The 21,939-nt window shown below is 31.2% G+C and carries 19 protein-coding genes and 1 pseudogene; 16 read left to right on the forward strand and 4 right to left on the reverse strand.

Going from position 1 to position 21,939, the window contains the following annotated elements:
- Nucleotides 1-162: 162 nt before the first annotated feature.
- The 6 genes from BLV68_RS06715 to fni all read left to right on the forward strand — a co-directional run bounded on the left by BLV68_RS06715 (nucleotide 163) and on the right by fni (nucleotide 9,033).
- Nucleotides 163-4,419 (forward strand): 2-hydroxyacyl-CoA dehydratase, encoded by a 4,257-nt coding sequence (locus BLV68_RS06715; protein ID WP_200773694.1) that lies wholly within the window; start codon nucleotides 163-165, stop codon nucleotides 4,417-4,419.
- A 100-nt stretch (nucleotides 4,420-4,519) separates the two neighbouring features.
- Nucleotides 4,520-5,524, forward strand: coding sequence for a hypothetical protein (locus tag BLV68_RS06720; protein WP_093752139.1), 1,005 nt, complete (start codon nucleotides 4,520-4,522; stop codon nucleotides 5,522-5,524).
- A 126-nt stretch (nucleotides 5,525-5,650) separates the two neighbouring features.
- Nucleotides 5,651-6,226: a DJ-1 family glyoxalase III gene (locus tag BLV68_RS06725; protein WP_093752141.1), complete on the forward strand. Its 576-nt coding sequence runs from the start codon at nucleotides 5,651-5,653 to the stop codon at nucleotides 6,224-6,226.
- 94 nt (nucleotides 6,227-6,320) lie between these two features.
- Nucleotides 6,321-6,929, forward strand: coding sequence for a DNA-3-methyladenine glycosylase (locus tag BLV68_RS06730; protein ID WP_093752143.1), 609 nt, complete (start codon nucleotides 6,321-6,323; stop codon nucleotides 6,927-6,929).
- A gap of 73 nt (nucleotides 6,930-7,002) precedes the next feature.
- Nucleotides 7,003-7,974 carry an LCP family protein gene (locus BLV68_RS06735; RefSeq protein WP_093752145.1) on the forward strand — a complete coding sequence of 324 codons (972 nt, stop codon included), beginning with the start codon at nucleotides 7,003-7,005 and terminating at the stop codon, nucleotides 7,972-7,974.
- A 27-nt stretch (nucleotides 7,975-8,001) separates the two neighbouring features.
- The gene (gene fni / locus BLV68_RS06740; RefSeq protein WP_200773687.1) at nucleotides 8,002-9,033 is read left to right on the forward strand and encodes a type 2 isopentenyl-diphosphate Delta-isomerase; all 1,032 of its coding nucleotides are present in this window, start codon (nucleotides 8,002-8,004) and stop codon (nucleotides 9,031-9,033) included.
- On the opposite strand, the gene BLV68_RS06745 is transcribed toward fni, so the two are convergent.
- Nucleotides 9,030-10,820, reverse strand: a complete 1,791-nt coding sequence (locus tag BLV68_RS06745; RefSeq protein ID WP_159428641.1) for a DUF2207 domain-containing protein — start codon at nucleotides 10,818-10,820, stop codon at nucleotides 9,030-9,032. The genes fni and BLV68_RS06745 overlap by 4 nt on opposite strands.
- A 133-nt stretch (nucleotides 10,821-10,953) precedes the next feature.
- Between BLV68_RS06745 and BLV68_RS06750 the strand changes: the two genes are divergently transcribed.
- Nucleotides 10,954-11,937, forward strand: a complete 984-nt coding sequence (locus BLV68_RS06750; protein ID WP_093752149.1) for a biotin--[acetyl-CoA-carboxylase] ligase — start codon at nucleotides 10,954-10,956, stop codon at nucleotides 11,935-11,937.
- Nucleotides 11,938-11,961: 24 nt separating this feature from the next.
- Here the strand turns inward: BLV68_RS06750 and BLV68_RS06755 are convergent, their stop codons facing one another.
- Nucleotides 11,962-12,516 carry a biotin transporter BioY gene (locus tag BLV68_RS06755; RefSeq protein ID WP_093752151.1) on the reverse strand — a complete coding sequence of 185 codons (555 nt, stop codon included), beginning with the start codon at nucleotides 12,514-12,516 and terminating at the stop codon, nucleotides 11,962-11,964.
- 230 nt (nucleotides 12,517-12,746) lie between these two features.
- Here BLV68_RS06755 and BLV68_RS06760 point away from each other — a divergent pair, with 230 nt between their 5' ends.
- Genes BLV68_RS06760 through BLV68_RS06775 form a run of 4 tightly spaced genes read left to right on the forward strand, consistent with a single transcriptional unit; the run spans nucleotide 12,747 to nucleotide 15,287 of the window.
- Entirely contained in the window at nucleotides 12,747-13,121 is a 375-nt protein-coding gene (locus BLV68_RS06760; protein ID WP_093752153.1) for a GntR family transcriptional regulator, read from the forward strand.
- A 2-nt stretch (nucleotides 13,122-13,123) separates the two neighbouring features.
- A complete protein-coding gene (gene pmtA / locus BLV68_RS06765) occupies nucleotides 13,124-13,978 on the forward strand; it encodes a phenol-soluble modulin export ABC transporter ATP-binding protein PmtA (protein ID WP_093752155.1) in 855 nt (284 codons plus the stop codon).
- Nucleotides 13,979-13,982: 4 nt separating this feature from the next.
- Nucleotides 13,983-14,615, forward strand: a complete 633-nt coding sequence (locus BLV68_RS06770) for an ABC-2 transporter permease (protein WP_093752157.1) — start codon at nucleotides 13,983-13,985, stop codon at nucleotides 14,613-14,615.
- Between the two features lie 12 nt (nucleotides 14,616-14,627).
- Entirely contained in the window at nucleotides 14,628-15,287 is a 660-nt protein-coding gene (locus BLV68_RS06775) for an ABC-2 transporter permease (protein WP_093752159.1), read from the forward strand.
- 172 nt (nucleotides 15,288-15,459) lie between these two features.
- Here the strand turns inward: BLV68_RS06775 and BLV68_RS16280 are convergent.
- Nucleotides 15,460-15,537 (reverse strand): annotated as a pseudogene (locus BLV68_RS16280) (hypothetical protein); the annotation flags it as partial.
- Nucleotides 15,538-16,019: 482 nt separating this feature from the next.
- Between BLV68_RS16280 and BLV68_RS06780 the strand changes: the two are divergent.
- Genes BLV68_RS06780 through BLV68_RS06800 form a run of 5 tightly spaced genes read left to right on the forward strand, consistent with a single transcriptional unit; the run spans nucleotide 16,020 to nucleotide 21,340 of the window.
- Nucleotides 16,020-17,507, forward strand: coding sequence for a radical SAM protein (locus BLV68_RS06780; protein ID WP_093752161.1), 1,488 nt, complete (start codon nucleotides 16,020-16,022; stop codon nucleotides 17,505-17,507).
- A 24-nt stretch (nucleotides 17,508-17,531) separates the two neighbouring features.
- Nucleotides 17,532-18,548, forward strand: coding sequence for a hypothetical protein (locus tag BLV68_RS06785; RefSeq protein ID WP_093752163.1), 1,017 nt, complete (start codon nucleotides 17,532-17,534; stop codon nucleotides 18,546-18,548).
- The gene (locus BLV68_RS06790; RefSeq protein ID WP_093752165.1) at nucleotides 18,548-19,276 is read left to right on the forward strand and encodes a TraX family protein; all 729 of its coding nucleotides are present in this window, start codon (nucleotides 18,548-18,550) and stop codon (nucleotides 19,274-19,276) included. The genes BLV68_RS06785 and BLV68_RS06790 overlap by 1 nt, the downstream gene beginning before the upstream one ends.
- 29 nt (nucleotides 19,277-19,305) lie before the next feature.
- On the forward strand, nucleotides 19,306-21,087 hold the full coding sequence (locus BLV68_RS06795) for an ATP-binding cassette domain-containing protein (protein ID WP_093752167.1): 1,782 nt from the start codon (nucleotides 19,306-19,308) through the stop codon (nucleotides 21,085-21,087).
- 55 nt (nucleotides 21,088-21,142) lie between these two features.
- Nucleotides 21,143-21,340 carry a hypothetical protein gene (locus BLV68_RS06800; protein ID WP_093752169.1) on the forward strand — a complete coding sequence of 66 codons (198 nt, stop codon included), beginning with the start codon at nucleotides 21,143-21,145 and terminating at the stop codon, nucleotides 21,338-21,340.
- A gap of 106 nt (nucleotides 21,341-21,446) precedes the next feature.
- Here the strand turns inward: BLV68_RS06800 and BLV68_RS06805 are convergent, their stop codons facing one another.
- Complete coding sequence (locus BLV68_RS06805) at nucleotides 21,447-21,923, reverse strand: DsrE/DsrF/DrsH-like family protein (RefSeq protein ID WP_093752171.1); 477 nt, start codon at nucleotides 21,921-21,923, stop codon at nucleotides 21,447-21,449.
- Between the last annotated feature and the right edge of the window lie 16 nt (nucleotides 21,924-21,939).

The raw sequence follows: 21,939 nt of genomic DNA on the forward strand, positions 1-21,939 counted from the left end.
ATATAATGAGAATCAATTTCAAAGAAAATCAATTTATTAACGAAATTTGTTTTATATAATTAACTATGCTATAATTCACTTAATCTTAATATTATGTAAATATGATAGTTACTATCCATTAAAAAGAACAAGGGGGTAAAGCAGTTTAACTGCGCTGACATGATAAAGTTTCGTTTAGGCTTAGATGTAGGCTCTACTACCGTTAAATTGGTAGCTTTGAATTCGTCCTATGATATAGTATATAGCGTTTATAAAAGGCATTATTCCGATGTGAAAAATAGCGTAAAAGATGTCATATTTGATGCCTATAAGAGATTTAAAAATGAAGCAATAACCATTATGGTAACGGGTTCTGGTGGGCTTTCTGTCCATAAATGGTTGAATATTCCCTTTATACAAGAGGTAGTTGCATCTACAACAGGCATTAAAAAGTTTATACCGGAAACGGATGTGGCCATTGAATTAGGCGGGGAAGATGCAAAGATAACTTACTTAGATGGTAATGTGGAACAGAGAATGAATAGTATTTGTGCGGGTGGGACTGGTGCCTTTATAGATCAAATGGCATCCTTAATCGAAACGGATGCAGAAGGTTTAAATGGATTAGCTAAAAACTACAATACTATATATTCCATTGCATCTAGATGTGGAGTGTTTGCAAAGACAGACGTTCAAGCTTTGATCAATCAAGGAGTTTCTAAAGAAGATATAGCAGCTTCCATATTCCAATCGGTAGTCAATCAGACTATATCTAATTTAGCTTGTGGTAGACCTATTAAAGGGAGAGTAGCTTTTTTGGGAGGACCTTTGCATTTCCTATCTGAATTGAGAAAGAGATATATTGAAACATTGGAATTAAGGGAAGACGAGGTAATTTTTCCTGAAAATTCTCAGCTATTTGTAGCTATAGGGGCAGCTATAGCTTCAGAAGAGGAAAAGCCCATTAGCTTTGAAGAACTTAAGGATAGAGTATTAGATGATAAAGTGGTTATAGAATCGGAAATAAAGAAATTACGACCCCTTTTTTTAGATGGAGAGGAATTAGAAGAATTTAAGAAAGAGCATATTACTCATAAGATGAAGTATATGGATATTAGTGAGCATAGGGGAAAATGCTTCCTTGGAATAGATGCTGGTTCTACCACCACTAAGGCTATCTTAATAGATGAAGACAATAATATTCTCTACTCTTACTATGGCAATAATAAGGGAAAACCCTTAGATTTAACGGCGAAGATTCTTAATGAGATATATGATAAACTCCCTGAGGGAGAGAGAATTACCTACTCTGCTGTAACAGGCTATGGGGAGGATTTCATAAAAGCCGCTTTAGGGATAGATATAGGCGAAGTAGAAACCATGGCCCATTATAAAGCAGCTCTTTTCTTTGAACCAAAAGTAGATTTCATTTTGGATATTGGCGGGCAGGATATGAAATGTTTGAGGATAAAGGATGGTGTGATCGATAGCATACTATTAAATGAGGCTTGTTCTTCAGGTTGTGGTTCCTTCTTAGAAACCTTTGCTCATTCATTAAATATGTCTGTTGAGGATTTTTTAAATGAAGGATTATTAGCTAAAAATCCCGTAGATTTAGGGTCTCGTTGTACCGTATTTATGAATTCAAAAGTGAAGCAGGCCCAGAAGGAAGGGGCCACTGTAGGGGACATTGCAGCAGGTCTTTCCTACTCTGTAATCAAGAATGCAATCCAGAAAGTAATTAAGATAAGAGATCCTGAGGAGTTAGGAGAGCATATAGTAGTTCAAGGGGGAACCTTTTACGGAGATGCAATTGTACGCGCTTTTGAACTTATTTCAAATAGGAAGGTAATAAGACCAGATATACCAGGTTTAATGGGAGCTCTAGGAGCTGCTTTGATTGCTAAAGAAAGGTATGAAGAAGGAAAAGAGTCTACCATTTTATTAAAGGACCAATTAAATGGATTTAGCTATAGGACTAAGACTGCTAATTGTGGAAGATGTGGGAATAACTGTTCATTAACTATAAATATCTTTTCCGATGGCAGTAGATATATTACTGGTAATAGATGTGAAAAAGGTTTAGGAATTATAAAGAGCGATGAAGAAATACCAAATCTATTTGAATATAAGTACAAGAGAACTTTTGGCTATAAATCTCTATCAAAGGAAGAAGCTAAACGGGGTATAGTAGGAATTCCAAGGGTTCTCAATATGTATGAAAATTATCCATTTTGGCATACTTTTTTTACCGATCTAGGGTTTAGAGTAGTTTTATCTACCGAATCCAATAGAGGAGTTTATGAAAAGGGTATAGCTTCTATTCCAAGTGAAACTGCTTGTTATCCTGCAAAAATCACCCATGGCCATATAATGAATTTAATTGAGAAGGATATAGATTTTATTTTCTACCCGGCTATATTCTATGAACAAAAAGAGGATAGGGGAGTAGATAATCATTTAAACTGTCCAGTAGTTATAGGCTATTCCGAAGTTATTAAACATAATGTAGATGAAATAATGAAAGGGGATGTTCTATTTTTAAATCCATTCCTGTCCTTTGATAGCAAGTCGGGATTAAAGAAGAGGTTGAAAGAGGAGCTAAGTATGTTCGATATTCCTTCTCGGGAGATTAATAGGGCAGTAGATAAGGCTTGGAATGAAATGCTAGCCTATAAAAAGGATATAGAGAAAAAGGGAGAAGAAACCATAGAGCTGATTAGGAAAAAAGGGATAAAGGGGATAGTATTGGCTGGAAGGCCTTATCACATAGATCCGGAAATTAATCATGGTATTCCAGAACTGATTACCTCTTTAGGAATGGCGGTGTTAACAGAAGATTCTATAGCCCATTTAGCTCAGGTGGAAAGACCTTTGAGGGTATTAGATCAATGGGTTTACCATTCAAGGCTATACAGGGCAGCCTCCTTCGTATCAACCCAGGATAATTTAGAGCTTATTCAATTGAATTCCTTTGGATGTGGACTAGATGCAGTTACAACAGATCAGGTAGAAGAAATTTTACAAGGAAATGGCAAAATATATACTGTATTGAAAATAGACGAGGTTAGCAACCTTGGGGCTGCTAAAATCCGAATTAGATCCTTGTATGCAGCCTTAGAGGAAAGGGGCAAGATTGTTTCTACTGTAGATAAAAAATATAAGCCCATTGAGAAGCTACCTTTTACTAAAGAAATGAGAAAGACTCACACTATATTAGCTCCCCAGATGGCGCCCATCCATTTTGGAATATTACAGGAAGCTTTAAATTCTTGTGGATATAATATTGAGTTTTTACCTACGGCAGATCCAAAAGCTGTAGATGAAGGATTAAAATATGTGAATAATGATGCTTGTTATCCTTCAATAATAACTGTAGGCCAGTTCATAGCTGCTTTAAAATCTGGGAAATACGATTCAAACAATGTATCCCTTTTAATGACTCAAACGGGAGGAGTTTGCAGGGCTTCTAATTATGTTGGCTTTATAAGGAAGGCATTAAAGGATGCAGGATTTGGTCATGTGCCAGTAATAGCAATTTCAGCCCAAGGTATTGAAACTAATCCAGGCTTTACCTACTCCTTGGGAATGTTAAGAAAGGGCATAATGGCTATATTATATGGGGACCTAATAATGAGACTATTATATAAAGTAAGGCCCTATGAAAAGATTAAAGGTTCCGCCAATATATTAGCCAAACATTGGATAGAAAAATGTTCAGAAGCTGTAAAAATAGGAGATAAAGAGGAATACGTAAAGAATATTAATCAGATGGTTAAGGATTTTGATGAATTGGAGATAGATGAAAATCTAATAAAGCCTAAGGTGGGAATAGTAGGGGAAATATTGGTAAAATATCATCCAATGGCTAATAACAATTTAGTAGATTTATTGGAATCTGAAGGAGCAGAGGTAGTTGTTCCGGATTTAACGGATTTTCTAATCTATTCCAGCTATAATACTACATTTAAATATAAATACCTATCAAAAGGGCTATTGTCTAAAATAGGCGGAGATATGGTAATAAAATATATTGAACGTTATAGAAGACCTATTAGAGAAGCTTTAAGGAATTCAAATAGGTTTGATGAACCTTCAACTGTGGAGGAATTGGTTAGGGAAGCTGAGAGGTTGGTTTCTATAGGTAATCAATATGGAGAAGGATGGCTTCTTACTGCTGAAATGCTAGAGCTTATTCAAATGGGAGCAGAAAACATAGTTTGTACTCAGCCATTTGGGTGTCTACCAAACCATATTACTGGAAAGGGAGTAATAAAGGCTATTAGGGAACTATATCCTCAATCTAATATAGTGGCCATAGATTATGATCCAGGTGCCAGCGAAGTAAACCAATTGAATAGGATTAAACTCATGTTATCCACGGCTCATGATAATGTGGAATCCAAAAAGGAGATAGATGACATTGTAACTCATTTGTAACGACTTTTTAGGAGGCAGATGGTATTATTATAATTGAAAATATAACAATATAGTTTAGGACAGAATAAGGATAACAAAATAGCGAAAGAGGTAATAGAGTATGAAAAAAGTTATTTTAATACTAATTAGTTCTATCCTATTAATAACCATGATTACAGGCTGCAATGGGGAGGATATAAATGAAATAAGTAATCAATTGGTGGAGGATATGGAGTCAAATAAAACAGAAAAAGTTGTAGAAAATGATGAAGAAAAGATAATGAAAGACTTTAATAATGCGATAAAAGGTGATATTGAGCCTTTCTTATTGGTGAAACTAATAGATGATATTATTGATAAGGTAAAAGTGGATTATGCCATTGAAATGGTATTGAAACTAGAAGAAATCCAAGGAAACTATATAGAGAGGTATACAGAGGAATTATTTATGGAAGAGTATCAGATGGAACTAATTACCCTGTCTGATGTTTTTGATTCGGAATTAGCAGATAAGGAATATGCCAGTGAAGATTATCTATTCTTTAGTGTGGATAAAATAAAAGATATTAAGAACGAGAGTTTAAAGCAGTTGGTTGAAAAAATAATACAGGGAAAATATAAGCTCATCAATATGGAGGGAGCATATTACCCAATTATTGATTATGAAGGATTAAAGGTATATGAAGCTTATCTATCGGAGGATATAAAGGAATATATAGATTTAAAATCGATGGAGTCAAATATGCCCGTTATATTAGATGGAGGAATAACTATTTCATTTGATGAGTTGGCTGAAAGGCTTATAAGAACTGAGAATTATTTGTTGAAATATCCAGATAGTGTAAAGCATGAAGAAATACTAAGATTATATGGAGTATATTTGAAATTCTACTTTGAAGGTTCACCTAATACATTAATATATGATTATGAAACTAAAACAATTAAAGAACATGTATTAGCAAGTTATGAAAAGGTAAAAAATATGGAGGGAACCATAACATCTGGAATAGTTTCAAAATACTTAGATATTATAAAGGAAAATGACAATTTAATAGATGAAAATGTACTATCTAAGGTAACTGAACTTCATAGTTTGGCTATTGCTACTTTGGAAGAACAAAATTAAAACCCACCATTGGTCTAGTTCTACCCCCAAAACCTTCTAAAAGAACTAGACCTTTTTTTAAAATCTTTCTAAAGGCTTGTTAAGTGGAGTATAATATATATGAGGATTATGTAAGGAGGGTTTTAAATGAAGAAGATACTACTGTTGTTAGCAGAAGGTTTTGAAGAGGTGGAAGCTCTCACCACGGTAGATTATTTAAGACGAATGGACATAGTAGTGGATACCTGTTCTATTCATGGGGAAAAAAAGGTTATGGGAGCTCACAGGATAGCTGTGGAAGCGGATAAGACTTTAGCAGAAATAGACAGCTCAAAGGATTATGACGGAGTGGTTCTACCGGGAGGTTTGCCAGGTGCTACTAATCTAAGGGATGATGAAAGGGTAATAGAATTAGTACAAGAGTTTAATGAAGAGGGAAAAATAGTAGCGGCCATTTGTGCAGCTCCTATAGTTCTTGAAAGAGCGGGAATAATAAAAGATAAAAAGGTTACTTCTTATCCCGGATTTGAAGAGGATCTGAAGGGAAGCCAATACCTAGAAGATCTAGTGGTGCAGGATGGGAATATTATAACAGCTAGAGGTCCAGCGGTAGCAGTTTACTTTGCTTTGAGCATAGTGGAAAACTTAGTAGGTGCAGATAAGAAAGAGGAGCTTAAGAAGGATATTTTACTTAATATGGTGGAAGAACAGATTTGTAAATAGATTTTAACTTTGATAAGATAGGCGGTTTTCGCCTATTTTTCTTTTTTTAAATGTATTATAATATAGATTAAGATGAACTTGAAGGAGGCTAAGCATGAAGTTAAATAGAGAATTTTATAGTAGAAACACCTTAACAGTGGCAAAGGAACTATTAGGAAAGGTGCTGGTACATAATATAAATGGTGAAAAATTAAAAGGAATAATAGTGGAGACGGAAGCTTATTTGGGTATTAGGGACAAAGCAGCACATGCCTATGGAGGAAGAAAAACTAAAAGAGTGGAAGCCATGTATGGGTTGCCGGGTACTGCTTATGTTTATCTAATATATGGGCTGTATTATTGTTTCAATATTGTTACGGAAAAGGAAGGGGTTCCAGAGGCAGTTTTAATTAGGGCAATTGAGCCTATTGAAGGATTAGATTTAATGGCTAAGAATAGATTTGGAATAAGCTATGATAATTTAACTAAATATCAAAAAAAGAATTTAACTAATGGTCCAGGCAAGCTTACCAGAGCTTTAAATATAGATAAGGCTTTAAATATGATAGATCTATGCGGTGATAGATTATATCTGGAAGAAGGAGATAATAGTGAATTTAATATAGTAGAGACTACAAGGATAGGCATTGATTATGCTGAAGAAGCTAAGGACTTCCCCTACAGGTTCTACATCCAAGGAAATTCTTATGTATCCAAATTGTAAACTTATTTTAATTGAAAAAGGCCCCTATATCTAGTATATTTAGATGGAGGCTGTAAATATTGGGGGGTAAGAGATGAAGAAAAAATTTTGGACAGCTTTTTTAATATCCTTGATAGTTTTTTCTGCTATATTTGCTACAATTGGACATCACGTACTTAATATGGATTCCACAGCTTATCAAGGAGAGGATGAGGAAGATTTAGAAACTGAGAAAAAAATAGAGGATAAAGGTGAAATATTATTCCTACTGATGGGAATAGATGATCAAGATGGTACTGGTGGTGTAGCCAGTGTAAAGAAAAAGAAGATAGAAGGAGAAAATAGGCATAAACCAACGGGGAAACGAACGGATACCATGATCCTCTGTAAATATAATTTTAACACTGGGGATATTACCATGTTATCCATTCCTAGGGATAGCAGAGTTAATATAAGAGGGAGAAAATCCATGGAAAAGATTAACCATGCTCATTCCCATGGAGGACCTTACCTTGCTCTTGAAACCGTAAAGGATTTTTTGAATATAAATTTGGAATACTATGTAACGGTGGACTATTTAGCGGTAAAGGAAATAGTAAATGCTATTGGAGGAGTGGAAATAGACATACCTGAAAGGATGTACTATTACGATCCAATGGATAAACCACCATTGTTAATAGATTTTCAGCCTGGATTACAGACCTTAGATGGAGAAGATGCAATAAGGTTTTTAAGGTACAGACCAAAGGATAAAGGGGATTTAGGAAGAGTTGAAAACCAAAAATTATTCATGAAGGAATTTATAAAGCAAACTTTAAAGCCTAGAAATATTATTAAATTGCCTAAAATGATAAAAACCTATTACGACTATGTGGATACCAATATACCTATAAATGTAATATTAAAAGGAGTAGGGACCGCTAATAAAATAGATTTGGAAAATATCAATACCAATGTAATACCGGGAGTAGGTAAATATATAGAAGGCCAATCCTTCTTTATTCCCGATGAGGAGGACACTAGAAAGTTAGTAGAGGAGTTATTTGGAGATTTTTTATTGGATTAATCCTGTTATTTATTGAAGGAGGTTGCTATGCAAGCGGATGAATTGAGAAAGGATAGGAAAAAGGAGCATATAGATTATTTTCTAAAATCTACTTTTAAAAGCTCCACCCTTTTTGAGGATGTATTTATAGAACATAATTCCCTACCAGAATTGGACTTAGGTGAAATAGATACTAAGACGCGCTTTTTAGACAAGAATATCGATTATCCTATAATGATAAATGCTATGACTGGAGGAACTGAGTTTTCCCGGGAAATAAACAAAAGCCTGTCAAAAATTGCAAAGGAATACAAAATCCCCATGGCTGTTGGTTCTCAAACCATAGCCTTAAGGGATGAGGACAGCTATGATTCCTTTAAAATAGTTAGAAAAACTATCGGAAGTGAAGGGGTAGTAATTGCAAATTTAAATGGCTATGCTACTTTAGAGGATGTAAAGTTTGTCATGGACTTAATTGAAGCAGATGGGCTTCAAATTCATTTAAATCCTGCGCAAGAATTGGTAATGAAGGAAGGGGATAGGAACTTTAGAGGCATATTAAATAATATTGAAAAAATAGCTTCTAATATAGAAAAGCCAGTTATAGTTAAAGAAGTTGGCTTTGGTATATCCATGGAAGTAGCCAAAAGATTATATGATATAGGAATAAGGTATATTGATGTATCGGGGAAAGGCGGCACCAATTTTATAGAAATTGAGGACAGAAGGTATAATGAATTAGATTTTACAGATATCTATTCCTGGGGAATTCCAACTGCATTAAGCCTACTCAAATGTAGGAGAATAGGAGAGGATTTAACGCTAATAGCCAGTGGTGGAATTAGAACTAGCTTGGACATATTGAAATCATTAGTGCTAGGAGCAAGTCTTGTGGGCATAAGTGGCATGATTTTAAGGGAGTTAATAGGTGGGGGTTACGAAGGGGCTAATAAGTATATGGAAGGTTTAACCTATAAATTAAAGGCATTGATGCTGTTAACGGGAAGTAAAAATGTTGAAGAATTAAAAAAGCTCCCCTATAGTGTAAAAGGAGAGCTTAAAGATTTGCTTATGCATTAAAAACCTCCTGCTCCGCCACCGCCAGCACCAGCACCTCCACCACCAGAAAATCCACCGCCACTTCCTGATGAGGTAACGGTTGAGAAGGAATTATTCAAACTACTTTGGAAGGAGTTTTGCCCCTTAGATCCAGTATAATAATACCAATATGCCCAATGACCGGGGATATTGCTTTCTGGAATCAAATTTTTAAAATTCTTTAGAGAATTGAAGTTAACTCCTAAAGCTAAGGCATATATTAATGAGGTATCCAAGGGTAAAGAAAGGTCTTTAATGTTAAGGCTGTCTTTGACCCTTTTCATATCCCTTATAAAATATCGCCATTTTTTGTACTGTATATATCCATAATCGGATTTTCTGAAGAAAAGGATTACTCCATATATTAATGCGAACATGGAAACAAATATCAGAATTATCCCGTAATATGCATTGAAAACCACCGATAGGATTGCAAAGATGAAGGCTAAAATAAAGAATATTATTAAAAATATACCAGGTTTTTTACCCCTATCATCGAAATAGCCCATTTTATTAGCATCTTCCTTTACTTTCTTATACCAGGTGTTATAAGATTTACTAAAATCTATTCTATTTTTCTTTCCATAATTTTCTATATCCTTAGTAGTTACAATATCTCCATTCCCTATTTTTTCAAATAACCAATGGATGAAGTACTTCTCGTGGTCCAATAGGGGATCGGTGGATTTATCATGTCTTGTTAATTTGAAGTTCTTAATATTTTTCTTATATTCTCCTTTTTCATCAATGGAGATATATCCTTTTCTAGCTAGGTCGAATATTGTAGCCATTATGGAATTGGTATTCAACATACTGTAGTTTAAATAGGCAGCTACTGCAGGGGTACAATCATCTGGATATAAGCTGCTATCAGAGAGTTCACGGTAATCTATATTCCTTCTCAATCTATAGAATGTGAAGGTTATAAAGGCCATTCCTAATGCTGCTATCAAAGCAGATATGTTATTAAATACTTTTCTATTTGCTTCTTTTCTGATCTGCTTTTCTTCCATTTCTTTCATATTGGCTAGCTCTTCTTCTATTATTTCATCATATGCATCCTTAGGGATTATATTAGTTGAATTTGGGATAAAGTTAGTTGGGAATAATATTCTGGCCTCTATAAAGGTTTTATTAGATACATTTTCAATTTGTAATCTAATCAAATTATCTTGTTGAAAGTTGATAGTTCCATTAGATGGGCCATGGGCAAATATATGCACTTTATCATTTTTTGGTTGAGGTAATTTAATATTTACAGCAAAGAAATCTATAGGTGTGCTATTTTCATTTCCTAAGAATTTGTAATATAATTCTCCGGTATCATTATATTTAATGGCCACATCCTTGATGGTATAGTATAATCTAAAGGTTTTTTCTTCATCCTTTGATGGGGAGAATATTTTAATGTTTATTCCCTTGTCCTTTTGGAGGGTCGTAAATACATTGCTATCTCCATTTCTAGCCTCATTCACATGAGTATAAAGTACTTCTTCTCCTTTAATCATTTCTGCTACTTGAAGACCTTCTAATCCATCGGTCCCTGTTAGTATTATTTCTCTAAATACACCATTAAACTTATCATTAAATTTAAATGTGATGTCTTCAACGATTTTTAAATCTCCATTTTCCACTATTTCTGAGTCGACTAGCCATCTGGTTATAACGAGTGATTCTTCAGCTTTTCCATATATGGGGAAACCTATTAATATGAATAATACAATTAAAAAAGCAGTGCTAATTTTTAAATATTTCCTTATTATAATCACCCCTTCAAAATGGTATAGCAGTATTTATATATTAAAACTGTAATCATATTATACCCTATATTTATATCGGTGAAAATTAATTATATAATATAGGTGTAAAAGATATTGATTATTTATTTAAGGATGTGAACATATGAAAAAAAGTATTTTATCTGCTTTAAAAAGGAAGAGTGATTTGTTTGTTTCTGGCGAAAGCATAAGCAATGAACTGGGCATAAGCCGTACGGCAGTATGGAAGCATATTAAAGCTCTGAGGGAGGAAGGATATGATATTGAATCGGTGCATAAAAAGGGATATAGATTATTATCCTGTCCCGATATACTAACCTTAGAGGAAATAGAGGAATATTTAACTACCGACTTTATAGGAAGGAATGTTTATTATTTTGATAGCCTTTCCTCTACTAATAATAAGGCAAAGGAGATGGCCTTAAAGGAAAAGGAAGGCACTATTATAATAGCTGAAGAGCAGACTAAAGGAAGGGGCAGGTTAGGTAGGAATTGGGTTTCGCCCAAGGGGAAGGGTATATGGATGAGCATAATATTAAAGCCTGATATGATTCCTTCTGAGGTAGCAAAATTGACCTTAATAGGAGCAGCAGCGATCAATAGGGGATTAGAGGCAATGGGAATTAACTCTTACATTAAATGGCCTAATGATATTTTAATCGAAGACAAGAAGGTATGTGGAATTCTTACAGAGATGAGTTGCGAGTTGAATATGATAAACTACGTGATCATGGGAATAGGCATTAATGTAAATTTAGATAAAGAGGATTTTAATAGGGAGTTGAAGGATAAAGCCACATCCTTGAAGCTGGTTACTGGAAAAAAAATAGATAGGAAAAGGCTAATAGGAAATATATTAAATCATCTGGAAAACCTTTATATTCCCTTTAAGGAAAGGGGGGATATCTCTAAAACCATTCGTATATCCAGAGAAAAATCTATATTAATTGGAAGGGAAATTAGAGTAATAACAGGCGATAAGGAACTAATAGGCAAGGCATTAAGTATAGATGATGAAGGCCAATTGGTGGTTGAATTTAAAGATGGTAGGGTGGAAAAAGTTTTCTCCGGAGAGGTTTCAATTCGAGGATTAAAAGGGTATATTTAGCCCATTAGAGTGTTTTCTAATGGGCTATTCTTTTGCTAAATTTACCCTTCTGAGTATTCGGACTGCTGTTGACGAGGATAAGATGGTTTTTAACGTATCCCCTGGCAGAAATATTAGGCAGCCAGTTTTTAAAGCTGTGGAAAAGGTAATTGATTTTCCTATTACCATATTGAGAATTAGGTACATATAGGGAACTCCAAATATATATATAGTAAAGGTTCCTGCTAAACTTGCCAAAAATATTCGCTTTAAATTTAAGCGTTCTCCACTATGAGAAATCTTACCTACTACATATGCTGCAAATATAAATCCAATTAAAAATCCAAAACTGGGGCTTAATACTGTTTGAGGTCCTCCAGAAAATCCAGCAAATATTTTTACCCCAGATAGACCCAAAAGGACATAGATTAACTGGGAAAGGCTACCTAGTTTAGGACCAAGCAATAGGCCAGAAAGCAAAACGAACATACTCTGTAATGTAATGGGAACTTCTCCTACAGGTATACTTAAAAAAGCTCCAACAGCAGTTAATGCAGTGAATAAGGAAGTTATAACTATTTCTCTTGTAGTTAGCTTCATCTAATCCCTCCATATGTAAACTATTATTGATAAAAAGGTTGACAATTAAATTGTAAAATTAAATTGATTAAATGTCAACCTAAAAATATTATATGGTTAACAATATCCAAAAATATTTATTCTATTATTTTTTTACTTGACAAAGAGAAATAGCGTGTATATACTGTTAATAGATAATATAAACAGCATATACACATTTAACACTATTTACTTTTATTAGGAGGATGGCTATGAAAATTATAGTATCTAATTCATCAGATGAACCCATCTACGAACAGATATCAAAACAGATAAAGGGAATGATTTTAAAAGGGCAATTAAAGGAAGGGGATTTACTTCCTTCCATTAGGGGATTGGCCAAGGAGCTTCAGATATCTGTTATTACCACTAAAAGGGCTTATGATGAATTAGAAAGGGAAGGATTTATAGAGACGGTACAGGGGAAGGGCTCTTATGTGGCAGGACAAAACAAGGAGCTTATGAGGGAGAAAAAGCTAAAAATAGTAGAGGAAAAGCTAATGGAGGTAGTAAAGGAGAGTAAACAGCTAGGTTTAAAATATGAGGAAGTAGAAGAAATGTTAAAAATTTTGTTTCAGGAGGTATAGACATGAAGCATATTTTAGAGGTAAAGGAACTGAGAAAGAAATTTAAAAATTTTACATTGGATAATATAAGTTTCAATTTAGAACCAGGATATATTATGGGTTTTATAGGTCCTAATGGTGCAGGGAAAAGTACTACTATTAAACTCATAATGAACCTTATAAAAAAGGATGAAGGGGAAATTAAGATATTTGGAAAGGATCATATTAAATATGAGAAGGAAGTAAAGGATAGGATAGGCTTTGTTTACGATCAGAATTATTATTATGAGGACTTAACCATAAATCAGATGAAAAATATAGTAGCATCCTTCTATTCCAAATGGGATGATAACCAGTTTAGCTACTATATGCATCAATTCGGTTTAAACCCAAAATCGAAGATAAAGACCTTGTCCAAGGGGATGAAGATGAAATTTTCATTAGCTATTGCCTTATCCCATCATGCAGATTTGATCATAATGGATGAACCTACATCGGGATTGGATCCTGTATTTAGAAGGGAGATTCTAGATATTCTATATGATATTATTCAGGACGAAAATAAGAGCATATTCTTTTCAACACACATAACCACCGATTTAGAAAAGATAGCTGACTATATAACCTTTATCAATAATGGGAAAATAGTATTTTCAAAATCCAAAGATGAAGTACTAGAAAGCTATGCAATAGTTAAGGGGGACCCAGATATTTTAAATGAGGAGATAAGAAAAAAGTTCATAGGATTAAGGGAAACTAAATTTGGATTTGAGGGATTAACAGATGATTTCAATGTTTTCAAGAAAACTTTTGGGGACCGTGTTTTAATTGAAAAGGCTAGTTTGGAAGATATTATGGTCTACAGTGTGAGGGGGTAATTGAATGTTAGCCATTTTAAAAAAGGATTTAATTCTTTTATTTTCAAATAAACGAGAAATATTGTTTATGATATTCTATATACCCTTTTTAGTATTTACGGTAGAATCCTATGATCCTAAAATACTGTATTTTACAATAATAATATTCTTTACCTATTTCATGTCTTTATCATCTTTCTACCATGATGTTGATGGTAAAGGAAAATATATTTTGAATTCCCTTCCCATAACGGGGAAAAGGATAGTCGTTTATAAATATATATCCATATTTGCCTATTTTATTATAAGCATTGTGTTTGTTGGAGGGTATTTGTGGATAATCAATACTATCGGATTAGCGACTGTTGACTATTTCAATATAGAAATGATTTTTAAAGCTATCCCAATAGTAATGTTGATCATATCCACAGTTTTTCCTGCCTATATATTCTTTGAGCCAAGGATTGCTAGGATAGTCAATATGCTAGTATCCGTGGTTTTCATTGTAGGTTTAATGAATCTAGGATATGTAGGAGAAAAATCTTTAGTAAAAATGGTAGGAATATTAGAGGGAAATAGTCCTGTATACTTATGCATAATAGCCTATGTAGTTTCCTTAATATTATCTATGGTACTTTATCAGAAAAAGGACCTGTAAAGGAGTGAAAGGATGCTCAATTTAGTAAAAAAGGATTTGAAGCTATCGGGTTGGCTGCAAAAAATTGTTGGAGTATTATATGCCTTATTTATAGCCGGTATGGGGATTAATATGCCTAATCAAATGATAGCCAATCTATTGTATATATTAGCAATGGTATCACTAATTTTCATACTGGTTATTTATACTAATGGATATGATGATAAAAATAAGAGTGAAATCATTCTAAACAGCTTTCCCATAGATAGGGTGAATATAGTTAGGGCTAAGTATTTAACTCTCATATTGTTTATAGTTTTTGGAACGGGAATCGTATATCTATTTAGCAAAATTGCTTTAGTCTTATATTTTGGAAATAGTGGAGGCGCAAGTATATGGAATATTATATTTGTATTCAACATATCCTTGATATTCTATTCCATCTACTATCCCCTTTATTTTAAGCTTGGGGATGGAATAAGGCTTTTCAATACCATATTATGGATGTTAATGGTAATAGGACCAAGCATAATAAGTAAATCCATAAAAAAGATGGCAGAAATGGGGCATTTAGAGAAGATATTAACGATAGATATAAACAGACTTAATATCTATCTATTATTGATTTCCTTAATAATGTTCTATATATCCTTACAAATATCTAAAGGGATATATCTAAAAAGGGAATTTTGATGAAGAGATTACCAAAAAGCCAGTAAAATTATCTTTATAAAGATCTAATTAAAAAATCAAAAACAAAAGAGAGGACATACTGAACTGACCCTTGTCAAGTAGACAATCCATTTAATTAAAATTTATGCAGATTTGGATGTATGGTTCCTATATTCTAAAGGAGCCATGCATCCTAGTTTTTTTGAAATCTTTTTACATTGTAAAACTTAATGTATTTAACTATCTCTTCCTTTAATTCTAATAGTGTTTTAAACTTTTTTCCTTAAAACATTTCAGTTTATAATTACTCTATCAAACATTTTAGATACAAGCTGATTACTGTTTTTAATAATGCTGTTATCGTAAAGTTTTATAATTGGACTTAAATAAAACTTTCTTCTATCTTCTGGAATTGAAAATTCAGTTACATCTGTAAGCCACTTTTCATTAGGAGCATTAGCTGATGCACTTCTTGAAATATTTAGAACTTCACATATTTGGGTTACTGGATAACCTTTTTCTTTGAAGAAATCTACTGTTTTATATTCTGCTATATATCTTACTTTTTTTAATTAATTAGACTGTCTACTTTGGAAGTATTATATCAGAATCATGAAGTACAATGTCAACAAATGACGGATAAAAATTATTGAAAAAGTTTAGATATATTATTAATATATTATACAGGCATATGTTAAAACTCTAACATTCTATAATAAATTAAAAATAATATTAAATGAAAAGAGGTGTCTTATGAAAAATCAAAGATATGGTATGATATTTCAAACTACATTAGGAAGTAATTATTTTTATGATTCAGGAACTGGAAAAGTAATAGGTTGTGATTCAAAAGAAATAAAATTAATTGATAGAATTCTTAAGAATGAAATTTCGCTGGAAAAAGCTTGTGAAGAAAATAAAGAGTTTAAAGAATTTATTGAAAAAGAAAACTTATTTAGATGTCCTGAAAGAATACCTTTTTACATTCCAACGATTGAGGAATTGGAGGCTAGTATAAAAGGACAATGTACACAAATCATTATAGAGTTAACTGAAGAATGTAATTTAAGATGTGGGTACTGTATATATAACAAACATCATCCAAAATATAGGGATTTTGGTAATAGGAGTATGCCTTTTGAAATTGCAAAGAAAACATTAGATATTGTTTTAAAGGACTATAAAAGAGATAAATTCTTTTTAACATTTTATGGAGGAGAACCATTAGCAAATTTTGATTTAATGAAAAAATGCATAGAGTATGTTAGGAATAATTATAAAGAAATAAATCTAGGTGTTTCATTTACAACAAATTTGACTTTATTAACCATAGATATGATAAATTATTTCAATACATTATATAGTGATGGTATTAGCATTAATATTATGTGTAGTATAGATGGACCTAAGGATATACATGATAGATTCCGAAGATTTAAAAATGGTAAGGGGTCCTTTGAAAAGGTGATAGAAAATTTTAATCTGCTAATGGATAATTTTTATGAAAAAAATAATGGAAATAAAAATATATCTATAAATTGTGTTATTACACCTCCATGTAGTGAAGAAAAAATCTCATTAATAAAAAATTTTTTTGAAAAAGAATTAAATTTACCTGACGATGTTAAGTTTAATTTAGGATATATTGATGAGGGAGATATGGTTTTTGATTACAATGAAAATAAAGAAGTGAATGAAGAAGAAATGGTTAGTTTTGAATCAGTGAGCATATCAAACTGGGTAACAAATAATGTTATTAAAAGTAACGAACACTTTATTAAAAGAAGTGATATTAATTTACTTTTACCTACAATACAAGCAATATCACATAGAAGAGTTTCAAGTGGAGATATATTTAAAGAAAAATTTTTACATGGTAATTGCATTCCCGGGCAAAGAAGACTTTATGTGACAGTAGATGGGGAATTTAAACCTTGCGAGCGTGTTGGAAAGTGTCCATCTATTGGAAATTATAAAGATGGGATTAATATAGAAAATATTTTGAAATATTACTTTAAAGAATATATTGAGTATTATGAGGATAAGTGTAGTAAATGTTGGGCACAAGAGTTATGTAGTATTTGTTATTCAAGAAATATGGGGGAAAATGGAATTGATGAAGAAGAAGGTTTGTGTGAAGAAACTAGAAGAGAAATTAAAATGAAGTTTGAAAATTATTATAATCTACTAGAAAATAAAAAATCTGAATTGAAGGAAGTAGTAGATGAAATAATAGTATAGTAAATTAAAAATAAGGAGGCGAAAATGAATTCAAATAATAAGACATTAATTATAAATAAATATTTAAATTTATTAACTTTAATTCTTCTTATATTGATAATTCTTATATATTTTTTTCAATTTGATATCGTAAGGGGAAATCGAATAAAAGATATTCCAAATATTATTAAATATAATAGTTTTAAATTTAATATATCTAACATATATTCTAATGCTTTTTTTTACGGAGTAAATGCAAAATTTATAATATATCTTATAATATTTAATATGTTTATATTTATCCCAATAGGATGTATGTTAAATATACAAAAAATATCTAAGAAAAAATCTATTATTATGTTGCTAATAATATCATTATTATATGAACTTATAAAATCATTATTACATATCAGTCAACTTGGGATAGATATGGTATTTTTACACTTTATAGGGTTATATCTAGGATATTTAATTACCGATTATTATTTAAATAACGAAAGAGATAGATTTTTAAAAAAAGGAATATTATTAATCATTTTTTTCTTGATTTTCTCTTTCGTTCTTCAATTTAGAATTATATATGAATTTTTTTTTGTTGATCCTAATTTTAAAACCGAGCAAAATTTTATTGAAGAAGAAGATATTTTTAATGGAGTCGTAGAAGCAGAATGGGGAAAACTTTATGATCCATATAAAAAATATTTAGAAAGCATAACAAAGTATAGGCAACTTAAAGGCAAATTTAAAGGAGTATTGCTTGAAGATAATTACTTATTTATTAATATTTCTGGTGAAATCCATAATTTTAGAATCGATGAAGAAAGCAAAATTATTGATAAGCAGGTTTTAGATTATGATTACAATAAGATATTCGTACATCCTAGATTAAATGACATCCTTTCGTATGATTTAGATGATAAAGCTATGAATAAAATTAATGAAAGATTAGCAATTCTTGTAAGTTCAGATTCTGAAGTCCATGTTATTTTTGATGAAAATAACACACTAAAGTTTTTATGTATAACAAGTGAACTCTATAAAAGTGGGGTGAATAAGTTCTGATGGGAACTAAAAAAGAAATAGCAATTCCTAGTGGGCTTAAATTATTAAGTTCTAATGAACTTAAAACAATAGCAATTACTTGTATGGTTATTCAACATGCTATGTATAGTGGTTTGATAAAAAACTATTTTAATCTACCAGAAGCAATTGGAACAATAACAATGCCTATAATTACTTTTTTACTAGTTGAGGGATATATGCACACTAGAAATGTATACAGATATTTTTTTCGCTTAATAATATTTATGCTTATTTCTGAGTTGCCCTATAGACTAATATTTCCTATGATGCCTCAAGAAGAATTTTATGTTGGAAATATAATGGCAACACTTGCATTAACTCTTGTTGCAATATATCTATTTGATAGAGTAAAAAACATATTATTCTTGATTGGTTTTTCATTTATCTCAATAATTATCTTAGCAAATATATTATCTGTAGATTATGGTTTTTACTCTATAATTTTAGCATTTAACTTCTTTTTCTTCAGAGATAATTCTATTATAAAGCTTATTATATTTTACTTGGTCTATATAACTAGATATTCTAATTTTATAATAGGATTGATAATAGTATGTTTGCTGGCAATGTATAATGATAATATAACCAATAAGAAAAAGTTTTCCTTAAAACAAAAATATATTTATAAATATGGCTATTATTTATTCTATCCATTACATTTTATTGCCTTATATTTGGTTAAATTGAGTAGATGTTTAGTGAAATGATTTCATTTTCAAATTAATGAGAGGTCAAAATGAGTAAAAATGATCTAAATAAGAAAGCAAATATATTTAAAAATTTTATTTGGTCAGTCTTGCAATTATATAGTTTTGATTATAAATATGTAATTTTTCTTATGGTAAATTCAACTTTCAAAGGCGTAATTCCAGTAATATCTATGTTAATTATGCAGAAGCTTATTAATATTGTTCAAATAGGAAAGTTATCTTTTAATAATGTATTACAATTACTCATAGCGATAACATTAATAGAATTATTTCAAGAGATTTGTTTTAACTTTTTCAATTTAAAAATACATAGTTTCGAAATGGAATATAGATTATATTTGCAAACCAGTATTTTAGCAAAGTCATCATTATTAGAAGCTAAAACATTTGAAAACAGTGATACATATGACCTAATTAATCGAATGCAATATGATTCCGAATCTGGAATATTAGGATATATAAAAATAGTCTTTCAAATAATTTCTTCTTCAATAACTTTAATATCATATATAACAATAATTTTTAGTTATAATTGTAAAATATTATTAATAATATCTATATTTCCTATTGTAAAGTATTTTTTTAGCAAAAGGTTCAATATATTAGAATATGACTTAATTAAAAAAAATACAGAAAAGGAGAGAAAAGCTTTTTATTTTTCTTGGATTATTACTAATGGTGATGCTTTTAAGGAAATCAAGTTATATAATTTGTTCAATTTTTTCATTGGCGAATATTCAAGAAATTTAAAGATGAAAAATGATGAAGAGTTAAGTTTGGAAAAGAAAAAAACCATAGTTTATTCCATTATAGGTTTCATTGAAATTATTGTTGACTTTTTTGTCTTATTAGTTTTATTGAAAGAAGCTTATATAAGAAATATTCTTGTTGGTGATTTTGTACTTTATTCTGGTGCTATAACTAATATTAAGCAAAATATGTTATCTATGTTTCAATCCATTGCAGCTTTACATAAAAACAGCTTAATAATAGAACAATTAAAAAGCTATTTTGAATTAGAAAATGAACCACTTATGGAAAATGGAGTTATTATAGATACTATAAAACAGTTAGAATTAGTTAATGTGTCATATAGATATAAAAAGAATTGTGAATATGCTTTAAGGGATATTAATCTAACAATACATGAAAATGAAAAGATTGCTTTACTAGGGCTAAATGGATCAGGAAAAACAACTTTAGTGAAAATAATTATGGGAATATATCACGATTATGAAGGAGAAATATATGTTAATGGTATAAATTTAAAGCAAATCAATATAAAAAGCTATCGTAAAAAAATAGGTGCTCTATTTCAAGATTTCATAAAATATGAATCTAGTATTAGGGATAATATATCATTTGGAAATTTAAAAGAAAGGAATAATGATTCAAAAATTTTATCTTTATTAGATCAATTACAATTAGAATCTTTAAAAAAAAATATTGATGTAGAATTGGGGTACCAGTTTAACAATGGAAGACAAATTTCAATAGGGCAATGGCAAAAAATAGGACTTGGAAGAGCTATAATAAGAGATGCTGATGTGTATATTTTAGATGAACCTAATTCATCTCTTGATAAGATATCAGAAAAACATTTATTGGATTTGCTTAGTAAGTCTTTTGAAAATAAAATTTGCATAATTGTTGTTCATAGATTTAAAGAGTTGGTTGAGAAAGCAGACAAAATTATTGTATTAAACGAAGGTACTATATCTGAAGTTGGTACACATAAAGAATTATTTGATAAAAAGGGAATATATTATAAATTGTACAGCTTGCAAAACAATGGCAATAATATATAAATGATGCTAGCTCATTTATATGTTTATTATAATTTAATTTAAAGGGGGGAAAAAAGTGAGAGTTATTGATGATTTTTCAAATAGGGGTAATATTGAACCTAATGCAGGATGTATATGTAACAGAGAATTGGATAATCATACCGATGTAAGAGGTTGGTGGGATCCAATTATTCGTTGCAAAGCTTCCTGTATAGGTGAAACTAATAAAAATGCTAATAAGAATTGTGCTAAAACAGAAACGAGAACAGGTTAAAAAGACTTTTTGCGATAGTTGGGAGTGGGATTTATTATGATCCCACTCCATTCATATTCAGTAGGCTCTATGTTAATAGTTGGAATGGAATTTTTATCAAAATAATTTAAATAAACAACTGAATATTAGAATCCATTGCATCTACTAAGTATTCTTCAGCAGTTACAATTTTCACTTCTTTAAGCAGTTCCTCCTCTTTAAAGCCCATAATCTCACAAGAAAGCTTACAAGCTTTTAAATTTACCCCTTTATTAATGGCACCCATTAAAAAGTCCTTCAACTTAGGGGAATCGGATTCTTCCATCATTCCAAGGAGCATCTTTTTACCTATTCCTGCAAAATTCATTTTAGAAAGGGGCAACTCTTCTATATGCTTTGGCGTCATGTTAGCAAACATCTTTTCGTAAGCAGTTTTATCCTCTCCCGTCATGCTATTTGGATCCCTCACTAAAAGAAGTCCCCAGAAAGCAAAGAATATGGTTACATCCATATCTATTTCCTTAGCAGAGTTAGCTAGAATTAAAGCAGCTAAAGCCTTATCGTATTCGCCACTAAACATGAGTATGTTCATCTTTTTGGTCATAAAAATCCTCCTTTCC

The sequence above is a fragment of the Tepidimicrobium xylanilyticum genome, assembly GCF_900106765.1.
Classification (GTDB): Bacteria; Bacillota; Clostridia; order Tissierellales; family Tepidimicrobiaceae; genus Tepidimicrobium; species Tepidimicrobium xylanilyticum.